The organism is Winogradskya consettensis, from assembly GCF_018332715.1.
Taxonomy (GTDB): Bacteria; Actinomycetota; Actinomycetes; order Mycobacteriales; family Micromonosporaceae; genus Actinoplanes; species Actinoplanes consettensis.
In genome coordinates this window covers 22999-48428 of the sequence record NZ_BOQP01000039.1, presented here as the reverse complement: position 1 = coordinate 48428, position 25430 = coordinate 22999, and the positions used below count along the sequence as shown (strand labels likewise).

The 25430-nt window shown below is 68.1% G+C and carries 20 protein-coding genes; 12 read left to right on the top strand and 8 right to left on the bottom strand.

Annotated elements, in window-relative coordinates:
• Positions 1-5 precede the first annotated feature (5 nt).
• Positions 6-827, bottom strand: a complete 822-nt coding sequence (locus Aco04nite_RS32495; RefSeq protein ID WP_213001065.1) for a methyltransferase domain-containing protein — start codon at positions 825-827, stop codon at positions 6-8.
• A gap of 98 nt (positions 828-925) precedes the next feature.
• Here Aco04nite_RS32495 and Aco04nite_RS32490 point away from each other — a divergent pair, with 98 nt between their 5' ends.
• On the top strand, positions 926-3136 hold the full coding sequence (locus tag Aco04nite_RS32490) for a putative bifunctional diguanylate cyclase/phosphodiesterase (protein ID WP_213001064.1): 2211 nt from the start codon (positions 926-928) through the stop codon (positions 3134-3136).
• A gap of 212 nt (positions 3137-3348) precedes the next feature.
• Complete coding sequence (locus Aco04nite_RS32485) at positions 3349-4374, top strand: Gfo/Idh/MocA family protein (protein ID WP_213001063.1); 1026 nt, start codon at positions 3349-3351, stop codon at positions 4372-4374.
• A gap of 50 nt (positions 4375-4424) precedes the next feature.
• Here Aco04nite_RS32485 and Aco04nite_RS32480 read toward each other — a convergent pair whose 3' ends face one another.
• The 5 genes from Aco04nite_RS32480 to Aco04nite_RS49770 all read right to left on the bottom strand — a co-directional run bounded on the left by Aco04nite_RS32480 (position 4425) and on the right by Aco04nite_RS49770 (position 7758).
• Positions 4425-5279, bottom strand: coding sequence for an amidohydrolase family protein (locus tag Aco04nite_RS32480; protein WP_244876454.1), 855 nt, complete (start codon positions 5277-5279; stop codon positions 4425-4427).
• A gap of 56 nt (positions 5280-5335) precedes the next feature.
• Positions 5336-6568 (bottom strand): kynureninase, encoded by a 1233-nt coding sequence (gene kynU / locus Aco04nite_RS32475; RefSeq protein WP_213001061.1) that lies wholly within the window; start codon positions 6566-6568, stop codon positions 5336-5338.
• Between the two features lie 22 nt (positions 6569-6590).
• Entirely contained in the window at positions 6591-6896 is a 306-nt protein-coding gene (locus Aco04nite_RS32470; protein ID WP_438874826.1) for a YchJ family protein, read from the bottom strand.
• A 100-nt stretch (positions 6897-6996) separates the two neighbouring features.
• The gene (locus tag Aco04nite_RS32465) at positions 6997-7368 is read right to left on the bottom strand and encodes a MerR family transcriptional regulator (RefSeq protein WP_213001060.1); all 372 of its coding nucleotides are present in this window, start codon (positions 7366-7368) and stop codon (positions 6997-6999) included.
• A gap of 9 nt (positions 7369-7377) precedes the next feature.
• Positions 7378-7758 (bottom strand): methyl-accepting chemotaxis protein, encoded by a 381-nt coding sequence (locus Aco04nite_RS49770; RefSeq protein WP_213001209.1) that lies wholly within the window; start codon positions 7756-7758, stop codon positions 7378-7380.
• Positions 7759-7946: 188 nt separating this feature from the next.
• On the opposite strand from Aco04nite_RS49770, the gene Aco04nite_RS32455 reads away from it, so the two are divergent.
• The 8 genes from Aco04nite_RS32455 (at position 7947) to Aco04nite_RS32420 (ending at position 20815) form a co-directional block, all read left to right on the top strand.
• Positions 7947-8960 carry a LacI family DNA-binding transcriptional regulator gene (locus Aco04nite_RS32455; RefSeq protein ID WP_213001059.1) on the top strand — a complete coding sequence of 338 codons (1014 nt, stop codon included), beginning with the start codon at positions 7947-7949 and terminating at the stop codon, positions 8958-8960.
• A gap of 196 nt (positions 8961-9156) precedes the next feature.
• Complete coding sequence (locus Aco04nite_RS32450) at positions 9157-10515, top strand: ABC transporter substrate-binding protein (RefSeq protein ID WP_213001058.1); 1359 nt, start codon at positions 9157-9159, stop codon at positions 10513-10515.
• A gap of 14 nt (positions 10516-10529) precedes the next feature.
• On the top strand, positions 10530-11429 hold the full coding sequence (locus Aco04nite_RS32445) for a carbohydrate ABC transporter permease (RefSeq protein ID WP_213001057.1): 900 nt from the start codon (positions 10530-10532) through the stop codon (positions 11427-11429).
• A gap of 11 nt (positions 11430-11440) precedes the next feature.
• On the top strand, positions 11441-12409 hold the full coding sequence (locus Aco04nite_RS32440; protein WP_213001056.1) for a carbohydrate ABC transporter permease: 969 nt from the start codon (positions 11441-11443) through the stop codon (positions 12407-12409).
• 11 nt (positions 12410-12420) lie between these two features.
• A complete protein-coding gene (locus Aco04nite_RS32435; protein WP_213001055.1) occupies positions 12421-14016 on the top strand; it encodes a glycoside hydrolase family 13 protein in 1596 nt (531 codons plus the stop codon).
• A gap of 18 nt (positions 14017-14034) precedes the next feature.
• The gene (locus tag Aco04nite_RS32430; RefSeq protein WP_213001054.1) at positions 14035-16341 is read left to right on the top strand and encodes a galactose-binding domain-containing protein; all 2307 of its coding nucleotides are present in this window, start codon (positions 14035-14037) and stop codon (positions 16339-16341) included.
• 189 nt (positions 16342-16530) lie between these two features.
• Entirely contained in the window at positions 16531-20361 is a 3831-nt protein-coding gene (locus Aco04nite_RS32425) for a galactose-binding domain-containing protein (protein WP_213001053.1), read from the top strand.
• Positions 20362-20671: 310 nt separating this feature from the next.
• On the top strand, positions 20672-20815 hold the full coding sequence (locus Aco04nite_RS32420; RefSeq protein WP_213001052.1) for a hypothetical protein: 144 nt from the start codon (positions 20672-20674) through the stop codon (positions 20813-20815).
• 646 nt (positions 20816-21461) lie between these two features.
• Here Aco04nite_RS32420 and Aco04nite_RS32415 read toward each other — a convergent pair.
• Together Aco04nite_RS32415 and Aco04nite_RS32410 are read right to left on the bottom strand one after the other, a co-directional pair.
• Positions 21462-21824, bottom strand: a complete 363-nt coding sequence (locus Aco04nite_RS32415) for a hypothetical protein (RefSeq protein WP_213001051.1) — start codon at positions 21822-21824, stop codon at positions 21462-21464.
• A gap of 396 nt (positions 21825-22220) precedes the next feature.
• Complete coding sequence (locus Aco04nite_RS32410) at positions 22221-23471, bottom strand: IS4 family transposase (protein ID WP_213001050.1); 1251 nt, start codon at positions 23469-23471, stop codon at positions 22221-22223.
• A 331-nt stretch (positions 23472-23802) separates the two neighbouring features.
• On the opposite strand from Aco04nite_RS32410, the gene Aco04nite_RS32405 reads away from it, so the two are divergent.
• A complete protein-coding gene (locus tag Aco04nite_RS32405) occupies positions 23803-24357 on the top strand; it encodes a SigE family RNA polymerase sigma factor (protein ID WP_213001049.1) in 555 nt (184 codons plus the stop codon).
• The gene (locus Aco04nite_RS32400; protein WP_213001048.1) at positions 24317-25429 is read left to right on the top strand and encodes a hypothetical protein; all 1113 of its coding nucleotides are present in this window, start codon (positions 24317-24319) and stop codon (positions 25427-25429) included. Before Aco04nite_RS32405 ends, Aco04nite_RS32400 begins: the two co-directional genes overlap by 41 nt.
• Position 25430 lies beyond the last annotated feature (1 nt).

Here is a 25430-nt window from a genome sequence, read left to right as displayed (position 1 = left end):
CAGGGTCAGACCGTGCCGCAGACCACCCAGATGGTCAGTACCGCGAGGAAGTCGCCGCGCTCGCCGGCCGCGCGGACCTGGTCGAGCCAGGCGGCCCGCAGACCGGCCGGGGCCTTCCACGTCTCCTCGGGCACGCCCGCATTGATCATGGGCAGCACCACGGCGGCCGAGGCCGGGTCGGGGAAGTAGCAGGTCACCGGGGTGGCGGTGACGTCGCACAACCCGTGATCCAGGAGGCGACGGCGAAGCGTACGGCCCAGGTCGTCCTGCACCGGGGTGAGCGGGCCCCGCGCGTGCTCGATGACCGCCCTGGCCAGCGCGCTGTCGACGCCGTCGAAGGCCAGCGAGGTCCAGTCGGTGTCGACCAGGCAGACGCGCCCGCCGGTGCGGGTCACCCGGGCCAGCTCGGCGATCGCGCGGCCGGGGTCGTCGACGTGTTGCAGCACCCGCTCGCACCAGACGCCGTCGAAGCTCTCGTCGGCTAGGTCGAGGGCGCCGATGTCCCCGGCGACATAGCTGATCTCGCCGCCCTGATGCCGCTCCCGCGCCGCCGCCAAGGTGGCCTCCGACCGGTCCAACGCCACAACAGCACCGCCGGGAGCGACCGCGGCGGCCAGTTCTCGGGCAACGTCGCCGGTGCCGCAGCCCGCGTCGAGCAACCGCTGCCCCGGGGCGGGCCGCAGCGCCTCCCAGGCGGTGTGCCGCACGCGGCGGATCTCCGGATGACGCGACATCGCCTCGAGGGCCGCCACCAGCATGGCGAGCATGGCGGGCGGCGTCCGGTCGAGGTCCGCGAACGGGGTTCGTTCCAGCTGAGCGGGCTCCATGGCGCCATATTGACTCGGCCGGCGGCGCGGTGCAGGCGGCCGTCAACCTTCCGACACGGAAGCCTCACTTTCGGTGGCGATCTACCGATCAGGCTGGCGTGCGCCGCTGGCAGGATGTCATCCCGACCACGACGCTGGGCCGGGTCCGGCTCGGCGCGGTGGCACTGTCGCTCGTCAGCCTGCTCACCGAGACCGGGCAGATCGGGGCGACCACCGGATCGCCGCTCTGGGACACGTTGGCCCGGGTCTCGCTGGCCGTGCTCGGCCTCGGGTTCGTGCTCACCTACGTGCTCGGCCGAACCTGGCTGCTCGACCCGATCGTGCTGCCGGCGCTGGTGGCCGTCGCGGGGTCGGCGCTCAAGGACCCGGTCGCCACGATCGGTCTGACCATGGTGCTGCTGATGGTCCAGTCGTTGTACGGCTCGTTCCGGTCCTGGGCGGTCCGGTCGGTCTTCGGCATGTTGTCGCTGCCGGCCGCGCTCATCGCCGCACCCACCCCGGTCGGCGCGATCATGGACCTCGGGCGGTCGGCTCAGCTCCTACCCCAGATCGTGCTGGTCACCGCCCTGACCCGGGCCATCTACTCCGCGCTGCGCCGCCAGGAACAGGCCGCCGCCCGCGACGCCCTGCTCGCGCGGGCCGGCAGCGAGGTCCTCGCCGCCACCGACATCGCGACCGTGCACCGCATCGCGCTGGAGACCTCGCAGGGGATCATGGCGTTCGCCCCCGGTGTCGCCGTCGTGCTTGTTGCCAAGACCGACGACGGCCTGGTTGTCGCGGGTACGGTCGGCGAGATCCGGGATCTCACCGGTCTTGTCCTCCCCATGAGCGCCCTGACGGATCCGGCGTCCGCGCTCGCCGATGCGGCGCCACGGATCCGGCACTGGCAGGTGGAGGAGCTGCTCACCGGTCAGCGTTACCGGCTGATCGGGGGCGTGCACCGCGTACCCGAGCCCGTTCACGACGCCTTCCGCACGCTCGGCACGCAGGTCCGGCTCGGCGAGGCCAACCTGCGCTCGCACGCCGAGCTCGACCACCAGGCCAACCATGACAGCCTCACCCAGCTGCCGACGCGGGCGAAGTTCTTCCGAGAGCTGATCAACGCGGTCGACAACAGTACGCCCGGAGAAGTCGCCCTTCTCAACATCGACCTCGACGACTTCAAGCAGGTCAACGACGTCTACGGCCATCCCGCCGGTGACGAGCTGCTGGTCCGGGTCGCCGAGCTCATCGCCGAGGCGGGCGGCGCGCACGGTGTCGCCGGGCGCCTCGGCGGCGACGAGTTCGTCCTGATGCTGACCGGTCTGAAGGATCCGGCCGAGGCCGAGCAGAACGCCGAGTTGCTCTGTTCGCGGCTGGTTCAGCCCATGCGACTGACGGCCGCCACCGTACGCGTCGGTGCGAGCATCGGCGTCGCCCTGAGCGCACCCCGGACCACCGCTGCCGAGCTGACCCGCCGCGCTGACATCGCCATGTACTCCGCCAAGGCCCGGGGCAAGAACCGGGTCGAGATCTTCAACCCGGTCGAGCACGGCGAGGTCGCGCGGCACCGGACCCTGGAGGACCAGCTTCCGTACGCGATAGAGCGCGGCGAGATCCACGTCTTCTACCAGCCGTACCTCGACCTGGGCACCGGCACCTGGGCCGGCGTCGAGGCACTGGTGCAGTGGCAGCACCCGGCGTTCGGTGACGTGGACTGCCGCGAGTTGCTGAACCTCGCCGAACGCACGGGCGACCTCGCGCTGATGACCGCGTACTTCCTGCGCACGGTCGCCGCGCAGCTCGCACCGCTGCCGACCGGCGCCACGACACGCATCGGCATGAACCTCAGCGCCCACCAGCTGTTCGACCCGCGCTTCGCCGACACCGTCCTGGACACGCTCGCGGAGTGCGGGCTCGCACCGTCGCGGCTCGCGCTGGAGATCGTCGAGTCGGAGCACATCGACGACGCCCGGGCCCGGCTGCAACTGGACCGGCTCGCGGCGTGCGGCGTACGGATCGCACTGGACGACTTCGGGACGGGCTACGTGTCGCTGGCCTCGCTGCGGGCGTTCCCGATCCATCAGCTCAAGATCGACGGGGCGTTCCTCGACGGCGATCCGGCGGCCCTGGACCTGGTGCTGTCGGTCGGCAACCTGCTCGGCACGGAGACCGTCGTGCAGGGCGTCACCACCGAGGAGCAGCTCGACCGGCTGCGCCGGACCTCCGCCACCGCCGGCCAGGGCCCGTTGATCGCCCCCATCATGACGGCCGCCGTCCTGGCCGCCCTGCTGACCGACGGCCACGCCCCGATCCCGGGCCGTGCCTGAGAGACCGGCCGGGCCTGAGAGAACGGCCGGGCCTGAAAGAACGGCCGGGCCTGAGAGTTGAGGCGGCCTGAGAGTTGAGGCGGGCCTCGGAGCGACACCCGAGGGGCGCAATGGGCTGATGGGACCGATGAGTATGCGCTGACTGTGGCGAAGATCAGATCCATAGCTTCGCGGCATGGCTCGCAGGGGTCCTGGTTTGTAAGATCCGAAACATGACGGCAACAAGGATCGGACTGGTCGGGTTCGGAGCGGGCGGGCGAATTTTCCATGCCCCGCTCATCGCGGCCGCGGAGGACGTTGAGTTTGCCGGTGTTGTCACCCGGTCCGCCGAGCGGCGGGAGGAGCTGGCGAAGCTGTTCCCGGGGGTCCCCGCGTACGACTCGGTGGCCGATCTCGCCGCCGCCGGCGTCGATGCCGTGACGGTGTCGACACCCGCTGACACCCACGCCGGCCTGGCGAAGGAGGCCATCGGGCTGGGGCTGGCCGTCGTGGTCGACAAGCCGTTCGCGCTGGACGCCGAGGGCGCCCGGGAGATCACCACGCTCGCCGCCGACGCCGGGGTGCTGCTCAGCGTCTACCAGAACCGGCGCTACGACTCCGACCTGTTGACCGTGCAGCGGCTCATCCGCGAGGGCGCGCTCGGCGACGTCCGGCGCTTCGAGTCCCGCTTCGAGCGGTTCGCCCCCGATCGCCAGCCCCCGGCGGCCGGCGGCGGAACCCTGCTCGACTTCGGCGCCCACCTCGTCGACCAGGCCCATCTCCTCTTCGGACCTTCCACCAGGGTGTACGCCGAACTGCGCAGCGACTCCCCCGGCGACCTCGACAGCGACTTCTTCGTGGCGCTGCACCACGAGAGCGGCGTCGAATCGCACCTCTGGGGCAGCTGGCGCCAGGCCGCGCCGGGGCCACGGTTCCGGGTCAGCGGCACTACCGGCACGTACATCATCGACGGGCTCGACGGCCAGGAGGCAGCGCTGAAGGCCGGCCGCTCCCCCGCCGCCCTCGGCGAGCGCTGGGGTGTCGAGGCGGAGCACGCCTGGGGCCGCCTCTACCGCGGCGCGACCGGAGCGCCGGTGCGCAGCGACCGCGGCCGCTGGGACGAGTTCTACCCGGCGTTCGGCAAGGCCGTCCGCGGCGAGGGTCCGCTGCCGGTCGACCCGTGGGACTCCGTCCGCAACATGGAGGTCCTCGACGCCGCCCGCGCCAGCGCCGCCACCGGCGAGACCGTCACCCTCTGACAAACGTCGACGCCGCCGGGTCACGATCCGGCGGCGTCCACAGAGCACCGTCAGAACTCCCGCGGCTGAACTTCCGGCCCCAGCACCCGCGCGGTCGCCAGCGAATCAGCGAAACCCGCGGGTGAAAGGTCAAGACCGCCCGGCACCCAGCACGGTTCGACAGCGCCGGGACCCCCCGTCGCGATGAAATCAGTGCCGGACCCAGCCATAGCGATGAAATCGGCGTCGAAGCCCGTCATCGCGGTGAGGATGTCGGCGGGGGAAAGGCCCGCGAGTTGCAGCGCGCGGATTTCGCGGGCGTTGACCCCGAGCGGCAACGGGCCGTTTCCCAGGTCGGTGCCGTAGCGCACCTTTCCCGCGTACGAGACGAATTGCCGCAGGTTGGCGATGGCGGTCTCGCGAGCCGGGGTTGATGTTCCCCAGCCGTGGATGTCGATGGTGCTGATCCAGGTCATCCGCACGGCGCAGTCACGCACCAGTCCCGCGTCGAGCAATGCCGTCCACGGCGTGTGCGCGAGCATGTCCGCACCCGCCTCGAGCGCGGCCTCGACCGTTCCCGGACCTTCGGCGTGAACGACCACCGGCAGTTCCCGCGAATGTGCCGCGTCGACCAGCGCGGACAGCGTCGACGCAGGCAACATCGGCCCGCCGGCGTGAGCAGTCACCTTGATGAGCGTGGCACCGAAAGCATGGGCCTCGGCGACCGCGTCCGCCGCGTCCGTGGGTGAATGGATTTCGCGGCAACTGTCCGGTGGCACCCAGGAACGGTCGGTGGGATAGCCGCCCGGGGCGGTCAGGAACGGCCCCGCGAATCGTTCGATCAGGAACGGCGTCACCGCGGACGGGTTTCCGCCGAGGTCCCAGACGCCCGAGATCCCGCCCGCGCGCAGGGTCGGCAGATGCACCAGCTGAGCGTGGGCGTGCGCGTCGATAAGCCCCGGCAGAACTGTTCCCGGAAGGTTCACAACAGGCTCCGCAAAGCGTCCAGACCGCGATAGACCTCGGCGAAACTGGTGCTAAGCGGCGCCGGCCCGATACGCAATCCGTCGGGCTGACGGTAATCCGGAATCACCCCGCGCTGCCACAACGGCTCGAGCAGTGCGGCGAATCCCTCGCGCCGCAGAGTCACGTGCCCGCCTCGCCGTGCCGGATCGCGGGGGCTCACCACCGTGACGCCGTGCGGCACCAGCCATTCGTCCGCCAGGAGCAGCACATAATCGGTGAGCTGCAGCGACTTGCGGCGCACGGCCTGAATGGTGGCGGTGGACAGCATGTCCAGGTTGGCGTCGAGCGGAACCATCGCGAGGATCGGCGGCGTGCCGCTCAGCAGCGCCCGGATTCCCGGCGCCGGCTCATATCCGGGGCCCATCTCGAACGAGTCGCGGTGCCCCATCCAACCGTGGATCGGCTGCCCTTCGACAGCGCCGTGCAACGCGGATGCCACATAGGCGAATGCGGGTGCCCCCGGGCCGCCGTTCAGATACTTGTAGGTGCAGCCGACCGCGAGATCGACACCCCAGTCGTCCAGCGAGAGCTCCACCGACCCCACCGAATGCGACAGATCCCAGAGCGTCAGCGCACCGGCGGCATGGGCGATCTCATTGATGGCGGCCGCGTCGGCGAGCCAGCCCGAACGGTAGGCGACATGGCTGAGCAGCACCAATGCCGTCGACGAGGTGACGGCTGCGGCGACCTGATCCGGGGTGATGCCGGCTGCGGGGTCGGTTTCGATCCAGACCAGGTCGAGGTCGCATTCGGCCGCGATGCCTTCGACGATGTAGCGGTCGGTCGGGAAATTGTCCGTGTCGACCACGATCTCGCGACGGCCCGGCCGGGCCGCGACCGCCGTGCGCGCCAATTTGTAGAGCAGCACCGTCGTGGAATCGGCGACCACGACCTGCCCCGGCGCCGCACCGAGCGCCGCCGAACCCAGCCGGTCGCCGAGCCGTTCCGGCCACGAGAGCCACGGATCGGCCGGGGAATTCCAGCCCCGGATCAACTGCCCGCCCCATTGCGTACGCACAAAGCCGTCCAGCAACGCAGCAGTCGCCCGCAACGGCCGCCCGAGCGAATTCCCGTCGAGATACGAGACGACGTCGAAGTCGTCCGGAGCGAGGAACTGCTCGCGCAACGGTGCCAGGGGATCGGCCGCGTCAAGTTCGAGCGCACGCGCCTGCAGGGAGGATGAAGTCACCCCGGTAGAAGATCACAGGAGGTCAGATGTTGACGAGGGTCCCGTTGGTAAGGATCGGACCCCAGTACACCCACTGACCGTCATGGCGGACGAAACGACTGCGTTCCCGCATCTCACCGGGCTTGCCCCGATCGCGGTAGTGCGCCCTGAACTCGACCTGCCCCTCGGCGTCGAACATGCCGCCACCGCTGGACTCGATCACGACGAGGCTGACCCAGCGCAGGTTCGGGTCGGGTTCCACCTCGGCGGGGCGGGTCTCGGGGTGCCACGACTTCAGGACGTAGGCCTCGTTGTCGAGCGCGAAGGCCGCATAACGCGACCGCATCAGCGCCTCAGCCGTCGCCGGGGCCTTGCCTTCGTGAGCGGGACCGCAGCATTCCTCGTAGGGAAGACCGAACCCGCAGGGACAACCAGAAAACGCCATTGCCCTATTGTTCCCCAACGGTCGCGTCGACCGACTGGTAGTACCGGATCTTCTCGCGGATGTGGGTGCGCTGCAGGATCAGCTCGTCGATCCGGTGGCCGATCTGCGTGTCGTGGTCCTCGAGCAGTTCGCGGCGTTCGGTGACGGTGGTGGTGTCGCGGCTCAGCTCGGCGTAGCGGCGCATCTGGGCAATGGGCATGCCGGTGTCGCGCAGGCACCGCAGAATGCTCAGCCAGGCGATGTCGTTGTCGGTGAAGATCCGCTGCCCGCCGGCCGTGCGGGAGACGTTTTCGAGCAGGCCGATCCGCTCGTAGTAGCGCAGGGTGTCGAGGCTGAATCCGGTCTTCTCGGAGATCTCACCGGGCGTATACGACATGCGCCCATCTTAGGAAGCAACGATTTCACTGACCACCCGCTGACAACGGTCGAGCTCCGCGATGAGGTCACGCATCTCCGCGATCGCCGCGACCGCGTCGTGGGTGCCCTCGCGGATGTCCGCGACCTGGTCGCCGATCCCGTTGGTCGCCGTCGCGGTCTCGTTGGCCAGGTCCTTGACCTCGCTGGCGACGACTGCGAAGCCACGACCCGCCTCACCGGCCCGGGCGGCTTCGATGGTCGCGTTGAGGGCGAGCAGGTTGGTCTGTTTGGCGATGGTCGCGATCAGCTCGACGACCTTGCCGATCTCGGCACTGGCGGCCTCCAGCCGGCGGATCACCGCGACGGCCGTCTCCGCGGCGCGTACCGCCGAGCGGGTGGCCGTGGCCATGTCGCCGCTGACGTCCGCGAGCCGGTGCGTCGAAGAATTCGTCACTGTGATCCGCCCATCGCTCGCCCCGGCCTCAACGTCGCCCCCCTTATCGACCAGGCGCGGGTTTTCTCAAGGATCTGCAAGAGCAAGCAGATCGGCGCAAGATGCGGTTCAATTTTTGCAACGGAAAGACGTAAGATTGCGACGTGACCAAACGTCTGGCCGAAGTGGCCAAGAAGGCAGGCGTCAGCGAGGCGACCGTCAGCCGGGTGCTCAACGGCCGCTCCGGCGTCTCCGAGGCGACCCGGGCATCGGTGCTGACCGCGCTCGACGTGCTCGGCTACGAGCGCCCGACCAAGCTGCGCGGCGAGCGGGGCCGGCTCGTGGGGCTCGTCCTGCCCGAGCTGCAGAACCCGATCTTTCCCGCGCTGGCCGAGGTGGTGACCGCCTCGCTCGCGCAGCGCGGCTTCACCCCGGCGCTGTGCGCGCGCACGGTCGGTGGTGTGCCCGAGCGCGACTACATCGAGATGCTGCTGGACCATCAGGTGTCCGGTGTGGTCTTCGCCGGCGGGTCCTACGCGCTGGCCGATGCCGAGCACGGGCACTACAAGCAGCTGCTCGACCGCCGGATGCCGGTGGTCATGGTCAACGGCGGCGTCGGCGATCTGGGGTTCCCGCACATCTCGACGGACGACGCGGTCGCCGTCGAGCAGGCGTACGGACATCTGCGCTCCCTGGGCCACGAGCAGATCGGCCTGGTCCTCGGCCCGGAGGACCACGTGCCCTCACGCCGCAAGCTGGCCGCCGTCGCCGAGGTCGCGGGGTGGACCGGCCCCACGGCGGACTGGCCCGTCGAGCGCACCAACTTCACGATGGAGAGCGCCCGGCTCGCCGCGACCCGGCTGATCGAGCGCGGCATCACCGGCATGATCTGCGCCAGCGACGTGCTGGCGCTGGGATCGATCCGGGCCGCCCGCCGGCTCGGCCTCGACGTGCCACGTGACGTGTCGATAGTCGGCTTCGACGACAGCGCGCTGATGACGTGCACCGACCCGCCGCTGACCACCGTGCGTCAGCCGATCGAGCTAATGGGCCAGGCCGCGGTGGATGTGCTCGTCAACCAGATCGAGGGCGCGGCGGCGACCACCGACGAGCTGCTGTTCGAGCCGGAGCTGGTCGTGCGGGGCTCCACGGCGCCGGTGCCGCGGAAGACCACATAGACCACAGCTGATCAGCGAAAAGGGCGGGCCCAACCGGGCCCGCTCTTTTTTGTGTGACCGCTAACACGACAGTCGCGTTTTTTCTAGTTGCCGTCGAGTTCTTGCGGGCAGGAGTTTGACTTTGTATCGTCATCCGCACGTAACAAAGCAACGAGACTCAGGTCACACATAGCCCCAAGGAAGGGCGTAATCCGCCATGTTCAGAACCAGGTTGCGCAGTGCCCTCGGGCTGATGCTCGTCGCCGGGGTCGCCATGTCGTCGGCTGCGTGCGGCGGGGACGACGACTCGGCCGCGTCGAAGGACGGCAAGGTCACGCTCGTGATCAACGGCCTGCCGCCGGCCACCGAGAAGGCCACCCACGACCGCTTCCTCGCCAACGTCGCGGAGTTCGAGAAGGCCAACCCGAACATCGACATCGACGCCCGCGAGGGCAAGATGGATCCGCAGACTTTCCCCGCGAAGCTCGCCGGCGGCCAGCTCGAGGACGTCTTCTACACCTACTTCACCGACCCGGCCAACCTGATCGCCAAGCGCCAGGTCTCCGACATCAGCAAGTACACCAAGGACTTCCCGATCACCTCGCAGCTCAAGCCCGAGGTGCTCCGGGTGTTCCAGGACGACAAGGGCGCCACGTACGGGCTGCCGTACAAGAACTACTCGATGGGTCTGCTCTACAACCGCGACCTGTTCAAGCAGGCCGGCCTGGACCCGGACAACCCGCCGAAGACCTGGGCCGACGTGCGGACGGCGGCGCAGAAGATCACCGCTCTGGGCAACGGGGTCACCGGTTACGGCGACTACAGCAAGAGCAACACCGGCGGCTGGCACTTCACCACCGAGATCTACTCGCTCGGCGGCGAGGTGGCCGTGAACGACGGCGGCACCTGGAAGGCGGCGTTCAACAGCCCGCAGGGCAAGCAGGTCCTGCAGCAGCTCAAGGACATGCGCTGGACCGACAACTCGATGGGCCAGAAGCAGCTGCTCGAGTGGGCCGACCTGCTCAACCAGATGGGCTCGGGCAAGCTCGGCATGTACCTGGCGACCGCCGACAACATCCCGACGATCGTCAACCAGTACAAGGGCAAGTACGAGACGTACGGCCTGGGCCCGATCCCGGACGGCAAGGGCACCCTGGGCGGCGGTGAGGGCTACATGTTCAAGGCGGGCCTGAGCCCCGAGAAGATCAAGGCCGGCCTCAAATGGCTGACCTTCTGGTTCACCTCGGCCGACCGTTACGAGGCTGAGAACAAGTGGTCGAGCGAGACCAAGCAGCCCGTCGGCCTGCCCGAGCCGGCCATCTTCACCGGCGCGGCCGCCGAGACCCAGGCCGCGTCCGACAAGAAGTACGCGAACGTCCCGCAGGCCAACTACGCACCGTTCACCGCGAGCATGGCCACCATTCCGGTCAAGCTCGAGCCGCCGAACGCGCAGCAGATCTACGCGACCCTCGACGTGGCGATGCAGAAGGTGCTGACCGACAAGAACGCGAACGTCGACCAACTCCTCGCGGATGCGGAGACTCAGGCCAACCAGATTCTGGCCAGCGTCAAGTGAGTGCACTTCCCTCGGTGACCCGCGCGCGTGAGGCGCGCGCGGGTCTCCTGCGCCGCAAGCTGTCCGACAATCTCCTGGCGTACGCGTTCATGGCGGCCGGCCTCGCCTGTTTCGCGCTCTTCTCGTGGTATCCCCTCGTCAAGGGCGTGATCCTCAGCTTCCAGCAGGACAACTTCGTGGTCCCGCCGTACTGGGTGGGCCTCGACAACTACCGGGCGCTGTTCGCCGACCCGCTGTTCTACACGGCATGGAAGAACACGCTGTTCTTCACCGCGCTGGCCCTGGTGTTCGGTTACGTCCTGCCGTTCTTCATCGCGGTGCTGCTCAACGAGTTCCGCCACTTCAGCGGCTACTTCCGGGTCCTGGTCTACCTGCCGGTGATGCTGCCGCCGATCGTGTCGGTGCTGCTCTGGCGCTACTTCTACGACCCGGGCAACGGCCTGTTCAACTCGATCCTGCGTGGTGTCGGTCTGCCCGAGTCGCAGTGGACCCAGTCGTCGGACACGGCGATGATCTCGCTGGTGCTCATCTCCACCTGGGCGAACCTCGGCGGGGCGACGCTGATCTACCTGGCCGCGCTGCAGAACATCCCCGGTGAGCTCTACGAGGCGGCCGAGCTCGACGGCGCGAGCATCTGGCAGCGGCTGCGGCACGTGACGTTCCCGCAGATGCGGTTCATCATGCTGGTCCTGCTGCTGCTGCAGATCATCGCGACCATGCAGGTCTTCATCGAGCCGTACGCGCTGACCGGCACCTCGAACCCGGACACCGTCACGGTGCTGGTGCTCGTCTACCGCTACGCGTTCACCGTGAACAACGACTTCGGGCTCGCCGCCGCGATGAGTGTGCTGCTCTTCGTGGTGCTCGGCGCCTTCTCGGCGATCTACCTGCGACTGACCCGAAGCGCGGACTGAGGAAACAGCCGATGACTCTGACTGCACCACCAAAAGTTCCTGTCGACGGCGCTCCGGGCGTACCCGTCGCATCGAAAAGAAGGCGCAGGACGGCCGCGAGCGGACCTGCCAGCCGGACCCTGATCTCGGTCGTTGATCTTCGGCGGCACCGCACGCTGTATTTTGTCGTGCTCGGGCTGACCCTGCTGGTCTTCACGCTGGTGTTCCTGTTCCCGCTCTACTGGATGGTCAGCGGTGCGGTGAAGTCGCCGGCGGAGTTCGCCCGCAGCACGCCGACGCTGATCCCGGAGTCGTTCCACCCCGGCACGTACGTGACCGCGTGGAACAACATGCAGATCGCGAAGTACTTCACGAACACCGTGTTCTACGCGTTCGGCGGCTGGATCATCTCGCTGCTGGTCGACGTGGGGGTGGCGTACGCGCTCAGCAAGCTCAAGCCCATCTTCGGCAAGATCGTGCTGGGCGGCATGCTCGCGAGCCTGATGCTGCCACCGACGGCGCTGCTGGTCCCGGCGTACCTCACGGTTGCCGACCTGCCGCTGGTGCACATCAACCTGCTGAACACACCGTGGGCACTGTGGCTCCCGGCCGCCGCCAACGCGTTCAACGTGTACGTGCTCAAGCGGTTCTTCGACCAGATCCCGAACGACCTGCTGGACGCGGCCGCCATCGACGGCGCCGGCAAGCTGCGCCAGTTGTGGTCGATCGTCCTGCCGCTGTCCCGCCCGGTGCTCGGGGTGGTCTCGATCTTCATCATCGTCGCGCTGTGGAAGGACTTCCTCTGGCCGCTGGTCGTGCTCCAGGACCCGGACAACCAGACGCTGAGCGTGGCGCTGGCCCGGCTGGCCAACACGAGCCAGGTGCCACCGACGGAGTTCATGGCCGGCCTGGCGATCGCCAGCCTCCCGATGATCGTGGTCTTCCTGATCTTCCAGCGCAGCATCATCGGCGGCCTCGGCTCGGGCTCGTTGAAGGGCTGAGACGAACCATCATGAGAAAGCAGGTCACTGTGGCTATTGCCGACCCGAAATGGTGGCGTGACGCCGTCATCTACCAGGTCTACCCGCGCAGCTACGCCGACGGGAACGGCGACGGCGTCGGGGACCTCGACGGGATCCGCGGCCACCTGGGCCACCTGGCCGCCCTCGGCGTCGACGCGATCTGGATGAGCCCGTGGTACCCGTCGCCGATGGCCGACGCGGGGTACGACGTGGCGGACTTCCGCGACATCGACCCGGCGTTCGGCACGCTCGCCGACGCGGAGGCGCTGATCGCCGAGGCGCACGAGGCCGGCATCCGGATGATCGTGGACATCGTCCCGAACCACATCTCCAGCGAGCACGTCTGGTTCAAGAAGGCACTCGCCGACCCGGCCGCCCCCGAGCGGGAGCTGTTCTGGTTCCGCCCGGGGCGCGGCGAGAACGGTGACGAGATGCCCACCGACTGGGTCGGCGAGTTCGGCGGGAGCACGTGGACGCGTACGCCCGACGGCGCCTGGTATCTGCACCTGTTCACGCCGGAGCAGCCGGACCTGAACTGGGACCACCCCGCCGTGCGAGCCGAGTTCGAGGACATCCTGCGGTTCTGGTTCGACCGCGGTGTCGACGGCATCCGGATCGACTCGGCAGCGCTGCTGTTCAAGGACCGCGACCTCGCCCCGGTCGTCGACGGGCAGCCGCACCCGTTCCACGATCTCGACGAGGTGCACGACGTGTACCGCGCCTGGCGCCGCGTCGCCGACGAATATCCGGACCGCGCGCTGATCGGCGAGGTGTGGATGCCCGAGGTGGAGCGGTTCGCCAACTACCTGCGCCCCGACGAACTGCACGCCGCGTTCAACTTCGACTTCCTCGGCTGTGCCTGGGATCCGGAGCTGATGCGCGAGTGCGTGGATCGCACCCTCAATGCGCACCGTACGGTCGGAGCGCCGGCCACCTGGGTCCTGTCCAACCACGACGTGACCCGCCACGTCACCCGCTACGGCCGCGTCACCACCACGTTCAGCTTCGAGAACAACCTCGACGGCACCCCGGTCGACCTCGAACTGGGCACCCGCCGGGCCCGCGCCGCCGCACTGCTCTCCCTGTCGCTCCCCGGCTCGACCTACGTCTACCAGGGCGAGGAGTTGGGCCTCTGGGAGAACGAGAACATCCCGGTCGACCGGATGCAGGACCCGATGTACGCCCGCCGCGGCCACTCCCGCGACGGCTGCCGGGTGCCGCTGCCGTGGAGCGGTGACTCGCCGCCGTTCGGTTTCACCACGGGCGAACCCTGGCTTCCCCAGCCCGCCGAGTGGAAGGACCGCACGGTGCAGGCGCAGACCGGGGACCCCAGCTCGATGCTGGAGCTCTACCGCTCGGCGATCGCCCTGCGTCGTCTCGAAAAGGGACTTCACACACCGCACCTGGAGTGGATCGCGCGTGGGGCGGGAGCCCTCGCGTACACCAGGGGCCCAGGTTTTGCCTGTGTCCTGAACATGTCGCCGGAAGCCGTAGCGCTGCCGGAGCACGAATCCGTCCTTCTCCTCAGCAGTCCCCTCGACGGCGGGCTTCTCCCCCAGGACACCGCCGTCTGGCTGCGCTTGTAACACCAGAAAGGGATCCCCATGGCCAAGAGAACGCTCGCCGTGCTGGCGGCCGCCGCGACAGTGGCGGCCTCGGCAACAGCGATAGTCACGTGGTCAGCAGCCCCCGCGCTGGCCGCCGGTCTCTCCCCCTTCGACGTCCCCGGCCGCGGTGCCACCGTCCCGTTCACCGAACAGGAAGCGGAGAACGCCGCGACCAACGGCACCAAGACCGGAACGAGCCGCTACTACGGTCAGCTGTCCTCGGAGGCATCCGGCCGCGAGGCCGTCACCCTCGACGCCACCGGCGAATACGTCGAGTTCACCCTGACCAAACCCGCCAACGCGGTCACCTTCCGCTACAGCATCCCGGACGGCAACGGCGGCGCGGGCCTCGACGCGGCGCTCGACGTGCGGGCCAACGGCACCCTGGTCAAGTCGGTACCGGTCACCTCGAAGTACGGCTGGTACTACGGCGGTTACCCGTTCAACAACAACCCGGGTGACACCAACCCGCACCACTTCTACGACGAGGCCCGGACGCTGTTCGGCACGACGTACGCGGCCGGGACGAAGGTCCGGATCCAGGTCGCGTCGACCGCGCAGGCGCCGAGCTTCACGATCGACCTGGCCGACTTCGAGAACGTGCCGGCGGCTCTTCCCAAACCCGCGGGCGCGATCGACGTGGTGGCCGACTACGGCGCGGATCCGAGTGGCGCCACCGACTCCACGGCGCGCTTGCAAGCCGCCGTGAACGCCGGCTCGGCGCAAGGCCGCGTCGTCTACATCCCGCAGGGCAACTACACGCTCTACAGTCACGTGATCGTCGACCGGGTCACGCTCGCCGGGGCCGGGCCCTGGTACACCGTGCTCGGCGGGCGGCACCCCACCCAGCGCAACCTCGCCGCCGGCATCTACGGCAAGTACAACGGCAGCGGCGGCCCGAGCCAGAACGTCACCGTCAAGGACCTCGCGGTCATCGGCGACATCCGCGAACGCAACGACGACGACCAGGTCAACGCGTTCGGCGGGGCGATGAGCAACTCGGTCATCGACAACGTGTGGATGCAGCACACCAAGGTCGGCGCGTGGATGGACGGCCCGATGGACCGCTTCACCATCCGCAACAGCCGCATCCTGGACCAGACCGCGGACGGCGTGAACTTCCACATCGGCGTCACCAACTCCACGGTCACCAACACGTTCGTCCGCAACACCGGCGACGACGGCCTCGCGATGTGGGCGGAGAACACGCCGAACGTCGCGAACTCCTTCACCCACAACACGGTCGTCGCGCCGATCCTGGCGAACAACATCGTCAGCTACGGCGGCCGCGACATCGTGATGACCGACAACGTGGTGACAGACACCGTCACCAACGGCGGCGGCATCCACGTCGCCAACCGCTACCCCGGCGTCAACGGGCAGACCGGCGTTCAGGGCACGTGGACGCTGGCACGCAACACGCTCATCCGGGCCGGCAACTCCGACTACAACTGGAACTTCGGCGTCGGGGCGATCTGGTTCTCCGCGCTCAACGAGGCGTTCCAGAACCCCACCATCAACATCACCGACACGGACATCATCGACAGCTCGTACGCCGCCCTGATGTGGATCGAGGGCCAGACCAACGGCATCCACCTCGACAACGTCAACATCCAGGGCGCCGGAACGTACGCGCTGCAGGTCCAGGCCAACAGCCAGGTCAGCTTCAACAACGTCCGGGCCAGCGGCATCGCACAGCCCAACCCGATCCACAACTGCGTCGGTGCCGGCTTCCAGATCACCCGCACCGGCACCAACACCGGCTGGTACGCCGACCCGCCCTTCTGCGGCCCCTGGCCAACGCCCGTGTGGAACACCACCCCCACAACGCCTCCCACCACAACGCCTCCCACTACAACTCCGCCTACTACGCCCCCTCCTGCCACCGGCAACCTCGCTCTCAACCGGCCGGCAACTGCCACAGGCCAAGCCGATGTGTACGGACCGGGCAACGCAGTCGACGGCAACGCCAACACCTACTGGGAAAGCCCGAACAACGCCTTCCCCCAGTCGCTCACGGTCGACCTCGGCCAGAACCGCCAGGTGTCGCGGATCGTGCTCAAGCTCCCACCCGCAACCGCGTGGGCCACCCGCACCCAGACGCTCTCGGTGCTCGGCTCCACCGACGGCTCGAGCTACTCAACCGTCAAGGCCTCCGCCGGCTACACGTTCAACCCGGCCACGGGCAACACCGCCACGGTCTCCTTCACGGCCACCAACCAGCGCTACCTCCGCCTGACCTTCACCGGCAACACCGGCTGGCCCGCCGGCCAGGTCTCCGAATTCGAGGTCTACACCTCCTGAGGTCCGCCTCGTTCGCAAAACCGAGGCAGCAGGTCCGCCTCGTTCGCAGGGCCCGAGACAGCAGGGCTGTCTCGTAGCAAGACGCGGGGCAGCACGTCCGCCTCGTTCGCACGACCCGGGGAGGGCAGCGTCCACCGATCGCGGCCCTCCCCGTTTTTTAACCGCCCTCATGGAAGAAGGCGCTCCCCCATGTCCAAATTCAGGAGATTTGTCGCCGCGGCAACCTCAGCCGCCCTCGTCACCGTCGGCCTCCAGCTCATATCCCCCACCACCCCAGCCCACGCGGCCGGCCCCAATCTCGCGGCGGGCAAGACGTTCTCCGCGAGCAGCGTCTCCGACGTCTACACCTCCGGCAACGCGGGCGACGGCAACGCGAGCACCTACTGGGAGAGCGCCAACAACGCCTTCCCCCAGTGGCTGCAGGTCGACCTCGGCACGTCGGTCAGCGTCAACCAGGTCATCCTCAGACTCCCCCCGGCAACCGCCTGGTCGACCCGTACCGAGACCCTCGCCGTGCAGGGCAGCACCACGGGCTCGAACTTCGCCGACCTGAAGGCGAGCGCCGGCTACACGTTCAACCCGGCGACCGGCAACACCGTGACCATCGACTTCGGCGCGGCAACCACGCGTTACGTACGCCTGAACGTCACCGGCAACACCGGCTGGCCCGCCGGTCAGATCTCCGAGCTCGAGGTCTACGGCCCGGCCACCGGCGACACCCAGGCACCGACCACGCCCGGCAACCTCGCCTACACCCAGCCGGCGAGCGGGCAGATCCGCCTGACCTGGACCGCGTCGACCGACAACGTGGGCGTCACCGGCTACGAGATCTACGCGAACGGATCGCTGCTCTCCACGGTCAACGCGCTGACCTATCTCGACAACCAGCCGGACAGCGCGACCGTGCAGTACTACGTGCGCGCGAAGGACGCCGCCGGGAACTCGTCGGCGAACAGCAACACGGTCACGCGTACCGGTCAAGGTGGTGACACCACCGCACCGACCACGCCGGGCACGTTGTCGTACACCCAGCCGGCGACCGGGCAGATCCGCCTCGCGTGGGGTGCGTCGTCGGACAACACCGGTGTCACCGGGTACGAGATCTGGCGCAACGGTTCGCTGGCCACGACGGTCAACGCGCTCACCTACACCGACACGCAGGCCGCGAACGTCACCGTCTCCTACTACGTGAAAGCACGTGACGCGGCCGGCAACGTGTCCGCGGCGAGCAACACGGTGACGCGCACGGGCACGATCACGGACGGGACGAACCTCGCCGTCGGTAAGCCGGTCACCGCGTCGTCGAGCATCTTCACGTTCGTCGCGGCCAATGCGAACGACAACGACACCGCGACGTACTGGGAAGGCAGCGCATACCCGGCGACCTTGACGGTTGCTCTCGGCGCGAACGCCACCACCAGCTCGGTCGTGGTCAAGCTCAACCCAGGCACCGATTGGGGTACGCGCACCCAGACGTTCGCCGTCCTCGGCCGCGAGCAGAGCGCGACCGGCTACACGGCGCTGGTGAGCTCGGCGACGTACACGTTCAACCCGGCGAGCGGTAACACGGTGACGATCCCGGTCAGCGCGACCGCCGCCGACGTGCGGCTCAGCTTCACCGCGAACAGTGGCGCGCCGAGCGGACAGGTCGCCGAGTTCCAGGTCATCGGCGTGCCCGCGCCGAACCCGGACCTGACCATCACCGCCCTGACGGCGTCCCCGTCCGCACCGGTCGAGACCGACGCGGTCACGCTGTCGGCCACGGTGCGCAACGCGGGCTCGGCTGCGAGCCCCTCGAGCAACGTCAACTTCTATCTGGGTACGGCCAAAGTCGGCACCGCGACCGTAGGAGCACTCGCCGCCGGCGCATCCGCCACGGTCACCGCGAACGTCGGCGCGCAGAACGCCGGCACGTACGTGCTGAGCGCCAAGGTCGACGAGGCGAACACGGTCGTCGAGCAGAACGACGCGAACAACGCGTACACGAGCCCGTCGAATCTCGTGGTGTCCCCGGTGTCCAGCTCGGACCTGGTCGCGTCGGTGGTGAGCTGGTCGCCGTCGAACCCGTCGGCCGGTCAGACCGTCACGTTCGCGGTCACGCTGAAGAACCAGGGCACGGCGTCGACGGCCGGTGGTTCGCACGGTGTCACGGTCACGGTCATCGGCGCGAACGGCACGGTTGTGCGTACGCTCACCGGTTCCTGGACCGGCACCCTCGCAGCCGGCGCCTCCTCGCCTTCCATCACGCTCGGCACCTGGCCGGCGGTCAACGGTAAGTACACCGTCCGCACGGTTGTCGCCGTGGACGCGAACGAGCTGGCGGTCAAGCAGGCCAACAACACCAGCGAGAAGCCGTTCTTCGTGGGCCGCGGCGCGAACATGCCCTACGACATGTACGAGGCCGAGGACGGCACGACAGGCGGCGGCGCGCAGGTCGTCGGGCCGAACCGCACGGTCGGTGACCTGGCCGGCGAGGCGTCCGGGCGCAAGGCCGTCACGCTGAACTCGACGGGCGCCTATGTGCAGTGGACGACCCGGGCCGCGACCAACACGATCGTCGCGCGGTTCTCCATCCCCGACAACACGACAAGCTCAATCAATGTGTACGTCAACAATGCAGTCAACATGACGCTGCCACTCAACTCGAAGTACGCATGGCTGTACGGCAACGAGACCGCGCCGCAGAATTCCGGCACCGGCCCGCGGCACATCTACGACGAGGCCAACATCAAGCTCACCGGCTCGTTCCCGGCGGGCAGTGTCATCAAGCTGCAGAAGGACAGCGGCAACACGGGGAACATCGCGATCGACTTCATCAACACCGAGCAGGTCGCGCCGGTCGCCAACCCGAACCCGTCGACGTACGTCGTGCCGACCGGCTTCGACCAGTCGTCGGTCCAGGCAGCGCTGGACGCGGCCCGGATGGACAGCAGCAAGACCGGTGTCTACCTGCCCGCGGGTGACTACCAGACCTCCAGCAAGTTCCAGGTGTACGGCAAGCCGGTCCAGATCATCGGCGCCGGCCCCTGGTACACCCGGTTCTTCACCCCGCAGACCCAGTCGGAGACCGACGCCGGCTTCCGCGCCGAGGCCACCGCGAACGGCTCGACGTTCGCCAACTTCGCGTTCTTCGGCAACTACACGATCCGCCAGGACGGCCCGGGCAAGGTGTTCGACTTCGCCAACGTCGCCAACGTGACGATCGACAACATCTGGGCCGAGCACACGGTCTGCCTCTACTGGGGCGCCAACACCGATCACATGGTCATCAAGAACTCCCGGATCCGCGACACGTTCGCGGACGGCGTCAACATGACCAACGGCAGCACCGACAACCTCGTCGACAACAACGACGCCCGAGCCACCGGCGACGACAGCTTCGCGCTCTTCTCGGCAATCGACGCGGGCGGCAGCGACGAGATCAACAACGTCTTCTCGAACCTGTCATCCACCCTGACCTGGCGCGCGGCAAGCATCGCGGTCTACGGCGGCTACGCCAACACGTTCCGCAACATCTACATCGCCGACACCCTGGTCTACTCGGGCATCACCATCAGCTCGCTCGACTTCGGCTACCCGATGAACGGTTTCGGCGCCAACCCGCCCACCGTCTTCGACAACATCTCCATCGTCCGAGCCGGCGGCCACTTCTGGGGCTCCCAGGTGTTCCCGGCGATCTGGGTCTTCTCCGCCTCGAAGATCTTCCAGGGCATCCGCGTCAGCAACGTCGACATCATCGACCCCACCTACTCGGGCATCATGTTCCAGACGAACTACGTCGGCAACCAGCCCCAGAACATCATCCAGGACACAGTCTTCACCAACGTGACCATCACCGGCGCCCAGAAGAGCGGCGACCAGTTCGACGCCAAGTCCGGCTTCGCCCTCTACGCCAACCCCCTGCCAGAAACGGGCCAGGGCCCGGCAGTCGGCTCGGTCACCTTCACCAACCTCCAGCTCAGCAACAACTACCGCGACATCGAAAACACCACCTCAACCTTCACCATCAACCGCAACTAGCCCACCCCCGACCTCAGGGCCCGCACCGATTCGGTGCGGGCCCTGAATCGTTAGCGATTAATGGCTACGCGGGCACCTCACCGTGCCGCTCCTCGCGGACAGGGCCACTTCGGCAACGATTCATGATCCTGGTACGGGTATAGCCAGGTTCCACGGTGATCGGGAGACGCCTTTCGGAAAGAACACCCGGACGATCCGATCCAGGTTTTCATTGCTGCCAGGTCCTCACGGGGAGCGCGAGTGCGAGGACATTGCATGTCGGAGTATCGCGCCTTCCTGCCCGAGTCAACCGGCTAGCAGCGTTTCCCAGATGCTCGCCGTCGCCGTCGCCGATGACGCCGACGACGGCATGGGCGGCGCCAGCCAGGCGAAAGACCACGGACTCGCGGGCCTCGCCGACTGGATCGACACCCGCTACAAGTCACGGAAGCCTCCGATCGCTTATCCGGAATGACTCATCAGCCGAAGCCCCACGGCGGCCCCGCCGGGCCCGGCGGGGCAGGTCGCGCGGACGTGTCGCGCGGACGTGTCGCGCGGACGTGTCGCGCGGACGTGTCGCGCGGACGTGTCGCGCGGACGTGTCGCGCGGACGTGTCGCGCGGACGTGTCGCGCGGACGTGTCGCGCGGACGTGGGAGGTCGTCGCGCGCGTCAAGGCAGGGCATAGCCCGGCTGTCGGGCCACCTTCTCGCGGCAGAGGCCACGCCGCTGATGCCTCCGATCGCGACAGTGGGCCACGCGTGTATGCCTCCGACGGCGTGTCCGGCGTGTAGGAGTTCGCCGGTAGCCGCCATGAGGATTGCGGCAACGTGGTGCGTGGCGGCCGCTGCTTGCGGCGAGCTCCGGGGCCGTGGTCAGGAACGGCCCGAGGAAAGGTCTAGAAAGGATCGGAGGTGAACACGTGTCGCGTCACAGTGGCGGCCAGGGCGGTCGGGCGGTCGGGGCGCCGGGGCGGTCGGGGCGCCGGGGCGGCCAGGGCGCCGGGGCGGCCAGGGCGCCGGGGCGGCCAGGGCGCCGGGGCGGTCGGGGCGGTCGGGGCGGTCGGGGCGGTCGGGGCGGTCGGGGCGGTCGGGGCGGTCGGGGCGGTCCATTGTTGGTGGGTTAGCAGGCGGCGGCGTACTTCGCTCGCCAGCGGTTGGTGAAACGGCCCCAGTCGAACAGGTCGCCGGCAGCACGCCTGCGTTCACGCTCGTATTCGGCGTCGGCCTGCGCGCGGCTGGTGTTCGCGTCACGAAACAACGCGCGTGCGGCCTCGATCCACATTACCTTGCCATCCGGTGTCTGAGCCTCGGGAGAGTCACGCCGCAGCCGAGCGGTATGGCCAAGTGCTTTCCCGAAAGCCCTGCGAACTCGGTGCTCACGCCGGAAAGCCTCGGTTGCCGCAGAGTAGTTCCGGCGCCGTGTCGGGTCACGCATCCACGCCAATTCAATTAGCGTGAAGATCTCTCCCTGCACATATCTCATTCCTTGATCCTCCTCAACGGGTCCCATGATCGGAAGGATGGGTGTGCCATTGTCGGGTTGAGGGAGATCACACGGTTTTGAATGGCAAATGGCGAGTGTTCGGATAGGAGTGAAGTGGCGGTGGGAGGATTCTGGGAAGGCGATGATTGCCGGGCCCGTTCGAAGTGACACGTGGACGGGTCAGGGGGCAATGCCGTTCAGATAAGGCCGCTTGGGCAGGTCAGTAGCGGTGCCGCTGGTTCGGGGTGGCGGACGATGCGGTCGGTGGGGCGTTTGACGCGGTAGGAGTTGTGGCGGGCGCGTTTGAGGACGCGGGGGCGACTTCGTTGCCGTCGTGGCGGGTTGGGCTGGGACCGGATTTCGGTGAGCGCCTCGTCGAGGGCTGCGTAAAGGTGCTCAGGGGGTGATGGCCGCCTGGTCGGTGACCTGGCGGCGCACGACCCGTAGGCCTTTGACGAACGACATCCGGTCCGGGTCGTAGCCGGCCGGATCGGCGGCCTGCAGCAGGAGCGCGCGGATGGCGTAGTGGGCCAGGAGCAGGCCCCAGAGTTGTTGTTCGACCAGGTCCGGGGTCTTCGAGTGGAGGATCTCCCCGCGACCGCGGAGGTCGGTTTTGATCTCGTCGAACGCGGTTTCTTCTTCCCAGCGTTGGTGATATGCCCCGGCCAGATCGGTGGCGGGGATGTCGTGGGGGTCGGTGACGGTGGTGACAACGACGATCAGGCCACCGTCGGGATTTCGGTCCGGGACCGTGTACTCGACCACCCTTACCAGGCGGGCCACCTCGGCGGGAATGTCCTGGCCGGCGCGGGCTTGCTCGACCAGTCGTGCCCGGCGGGCCGCGCTGAGGCCGGGGGCGTAGATCAATGCGTGGTAGGAGCCGTCGGACAGCCAGCGCAGCACACCGACCGATACCGACGCCCCGATCCGCCAGGCCAGATCGGCGCCGGTGGCAGCGACGGTGCTGAACAGTTCGAAGGAGTAGAGGCCGGCGTCGGCCATCACCAGCATGTCCGGGCCCACTGTGCCGGACAGGTCGGCGGCCAGGGTGCGTTCCCCGGTTCGGCAGCCACCCAGCACGGCGCCGACAACAGCGTGGCTGCCGCATTCGGCCAGCGCGGCGACATGCAGTTTCGGATACGCCGACGCTTTCGGGCCCGAGCCCATCCGGCCAAAACGTTCCACGTTCTGCTCGGTGTCAGCGACGTCGAAGCTAGTCGCGTCGATCGCCATCAACCGGCGCCGGGCCAGCCAGGCACCTTTGGTCCCGGGGCCCGCGACGGGCACCGCAGCCCGCTCGAACAGCGCTTTCATCGGTTCCGCACCGAGGCGCTGGCGGGCCTGGGTGATCGCGGACTTGGTCGGGACCTGCCAGTCGTCGTCCCACGAACCGAGCCGGCGCAGGTTACCGACCAGCCGGCGCATCACCTCGTCATAGGACTCCGCGGCGAACAAGCCCATCGCGATGACGTAACGGATCATCACATGCGCGGGCAGCCGACGCGACCGTTTCTCTTTCCGGCCGGTGCGGTTGAGGACCTCTTCGAGCAGGTCACGGTCGAACCGGGCAGACACCACACCCAATCCGATGTGGTCGGTCAACCGGCCCCACGGCCCGTCCTCTGCCTCTACCACCGATGACGTCACGGCCCGAAACCGTACCGACCACCACGCTCGACGTCAGCTCACCACGCTGACCTCGACCGAGGCCCTATCTGAACGGCATTGGGTCAGGGGGCGGCCGCGAGGCCGAGGGTGCACCCCGTACCCCGAGGTCGCGGGCTTCCAGGGGGAGTGGCAAACACTGCGGCCCTGTCCGCATCCGAGGACCCAGCTGCGGATGCTCGGCGACCTGACCGGTGGTTGCACGGCCTGATGCACCTCGCGACAGCAAAGGTGTCTGAGAAAGTTGTGCGGTGCGTGCAACTCTTCGGGGCGCGGGGCTCCTCTTACCGGCGACGAAGGGAGATACGACCGAGTGGATGCCAAGGAGACCGAGAGCTTCCGCGAGTTCGTTCGCAACCGGTCGGAGTCGCTGCGTTCGCTGGCGTATGTGACGTGTGGGGACTGGCAGACCGCGGAGGATGCTGTTTCTGGCAGTCTGGCCCGGCTCTATCTGCGCTGGGGCAAGGTTGCCTCGCCGGAGGCCTATTCGCGCACGATGGTGGTGCGGGCGGCGATCGGGGAGAAGCGGCGGCCGTGGCGGCGGGAGCGGTCGGCCGGGGATGCGTTGCCCGATGTTGCCGTGCCTGATCATGCCGGGAAGACCGATGAGCGGCTGCGGCTGCAGGCGGCTCTGGGACGTGTGCCGAAACGGCAGCGGGCGGTGCTGGTGCTGAGGTTCCTCGAGGGCCTCAGCGTCGAGGAGACCGCCGAGGTCCTGGGGTGCCGGCCCGGCACCGTCAAGAGCCAGTGCGCGCGGGGACTGAACACGCTGCGGACCGTTCTGGCCGCCGATGACATCACCCTGCAAGCAGACGAGAGGAGCGACCATGTCCTATCACATTCAGGACGTGTTGAAATCGGTGCGTGACACGGCGCCGGAATCGCGCACGACAACTGACGACATCATCGCGCAGGCCGGGCGCATCCGGACCAGGCGCACGGCCGCCACGGTGCTGAGCGGCGCCGCCGTTTTCGCAGCGCTCGCCATCACCGCGGTCACCACGCTCGATGCACCCAGCGGTGGCGGGCAGGCCGCCGCTCAACCGCTGCCGCAGGCCTCGTCGGCGGCGTTCCCCGAGCCGCAGAAGTCCGCGCTGCCGGTTCGCAAGGTCGACTTCACCACGAAGCTGGCCGGCTATCGCACGGGCGCCTACCGGGTGGGCCCGGTCTCGCGGATCACCGAGGGCTACGCGGTCCTGCCCGTCTATCAGGACAACGCGGACCAGGACGGCATCAGGGACGGCGAGATCACCGTCTACAACAAGGGCGTCTACGACCCGGCCCTGTTCGGCGGCACGCTCGGCGACACGACGCTGGTCATCGGCGATCAGTATTCGACCAAGGTGGCCGGCCGTCCCGCCCTCGGGCAGGACTGGACCTTCAAGTCCCCGGTCCAGGCGGACAAGCAGTGGCTGCGGGCCGCGCTTGCCTGGCAGTATGCCGACAACTCCTGGGCCACCTTCCTGCCCAACTACGGCAAGAAGGACATCTCCCGAGCCGATGTCGTGAAGGTCGCCGCGGGGCTGACAACGGCCGCGAAGCGCGAGCTCAAGGTGCCGTACACCCTGTCGTACGTGCCGGAGGGCTGGCAGACCGTCGCGGTCGATCAGGTGAGCGCTACCTCGAGCCCCGTCGTGTCGCAGGTCTGGCTGCACCACGGTCCCGTGCAGGACTCCGCCACCCGGATCGACGAGGTGCTGCCCGACAGCCTCAAGATCCTGGTGATGAAGGGCGATCCGAAGGACTCGGACATCGTCGGCAAGGACGGCGTGCACTGCTACCCCGAGCTGCCGTCCTGCACGATCATCGACGGTGGCTACACGATCGACGTGGGCGGCTGGAACAACTCGCTCTCCGTCGACGAGGTCCGCAAGGTCGCCGAGGGCATCAAGCCGCTCGACTACGCCGACCAGAGCACGTGGGTCCCTGCAAACAAATAGG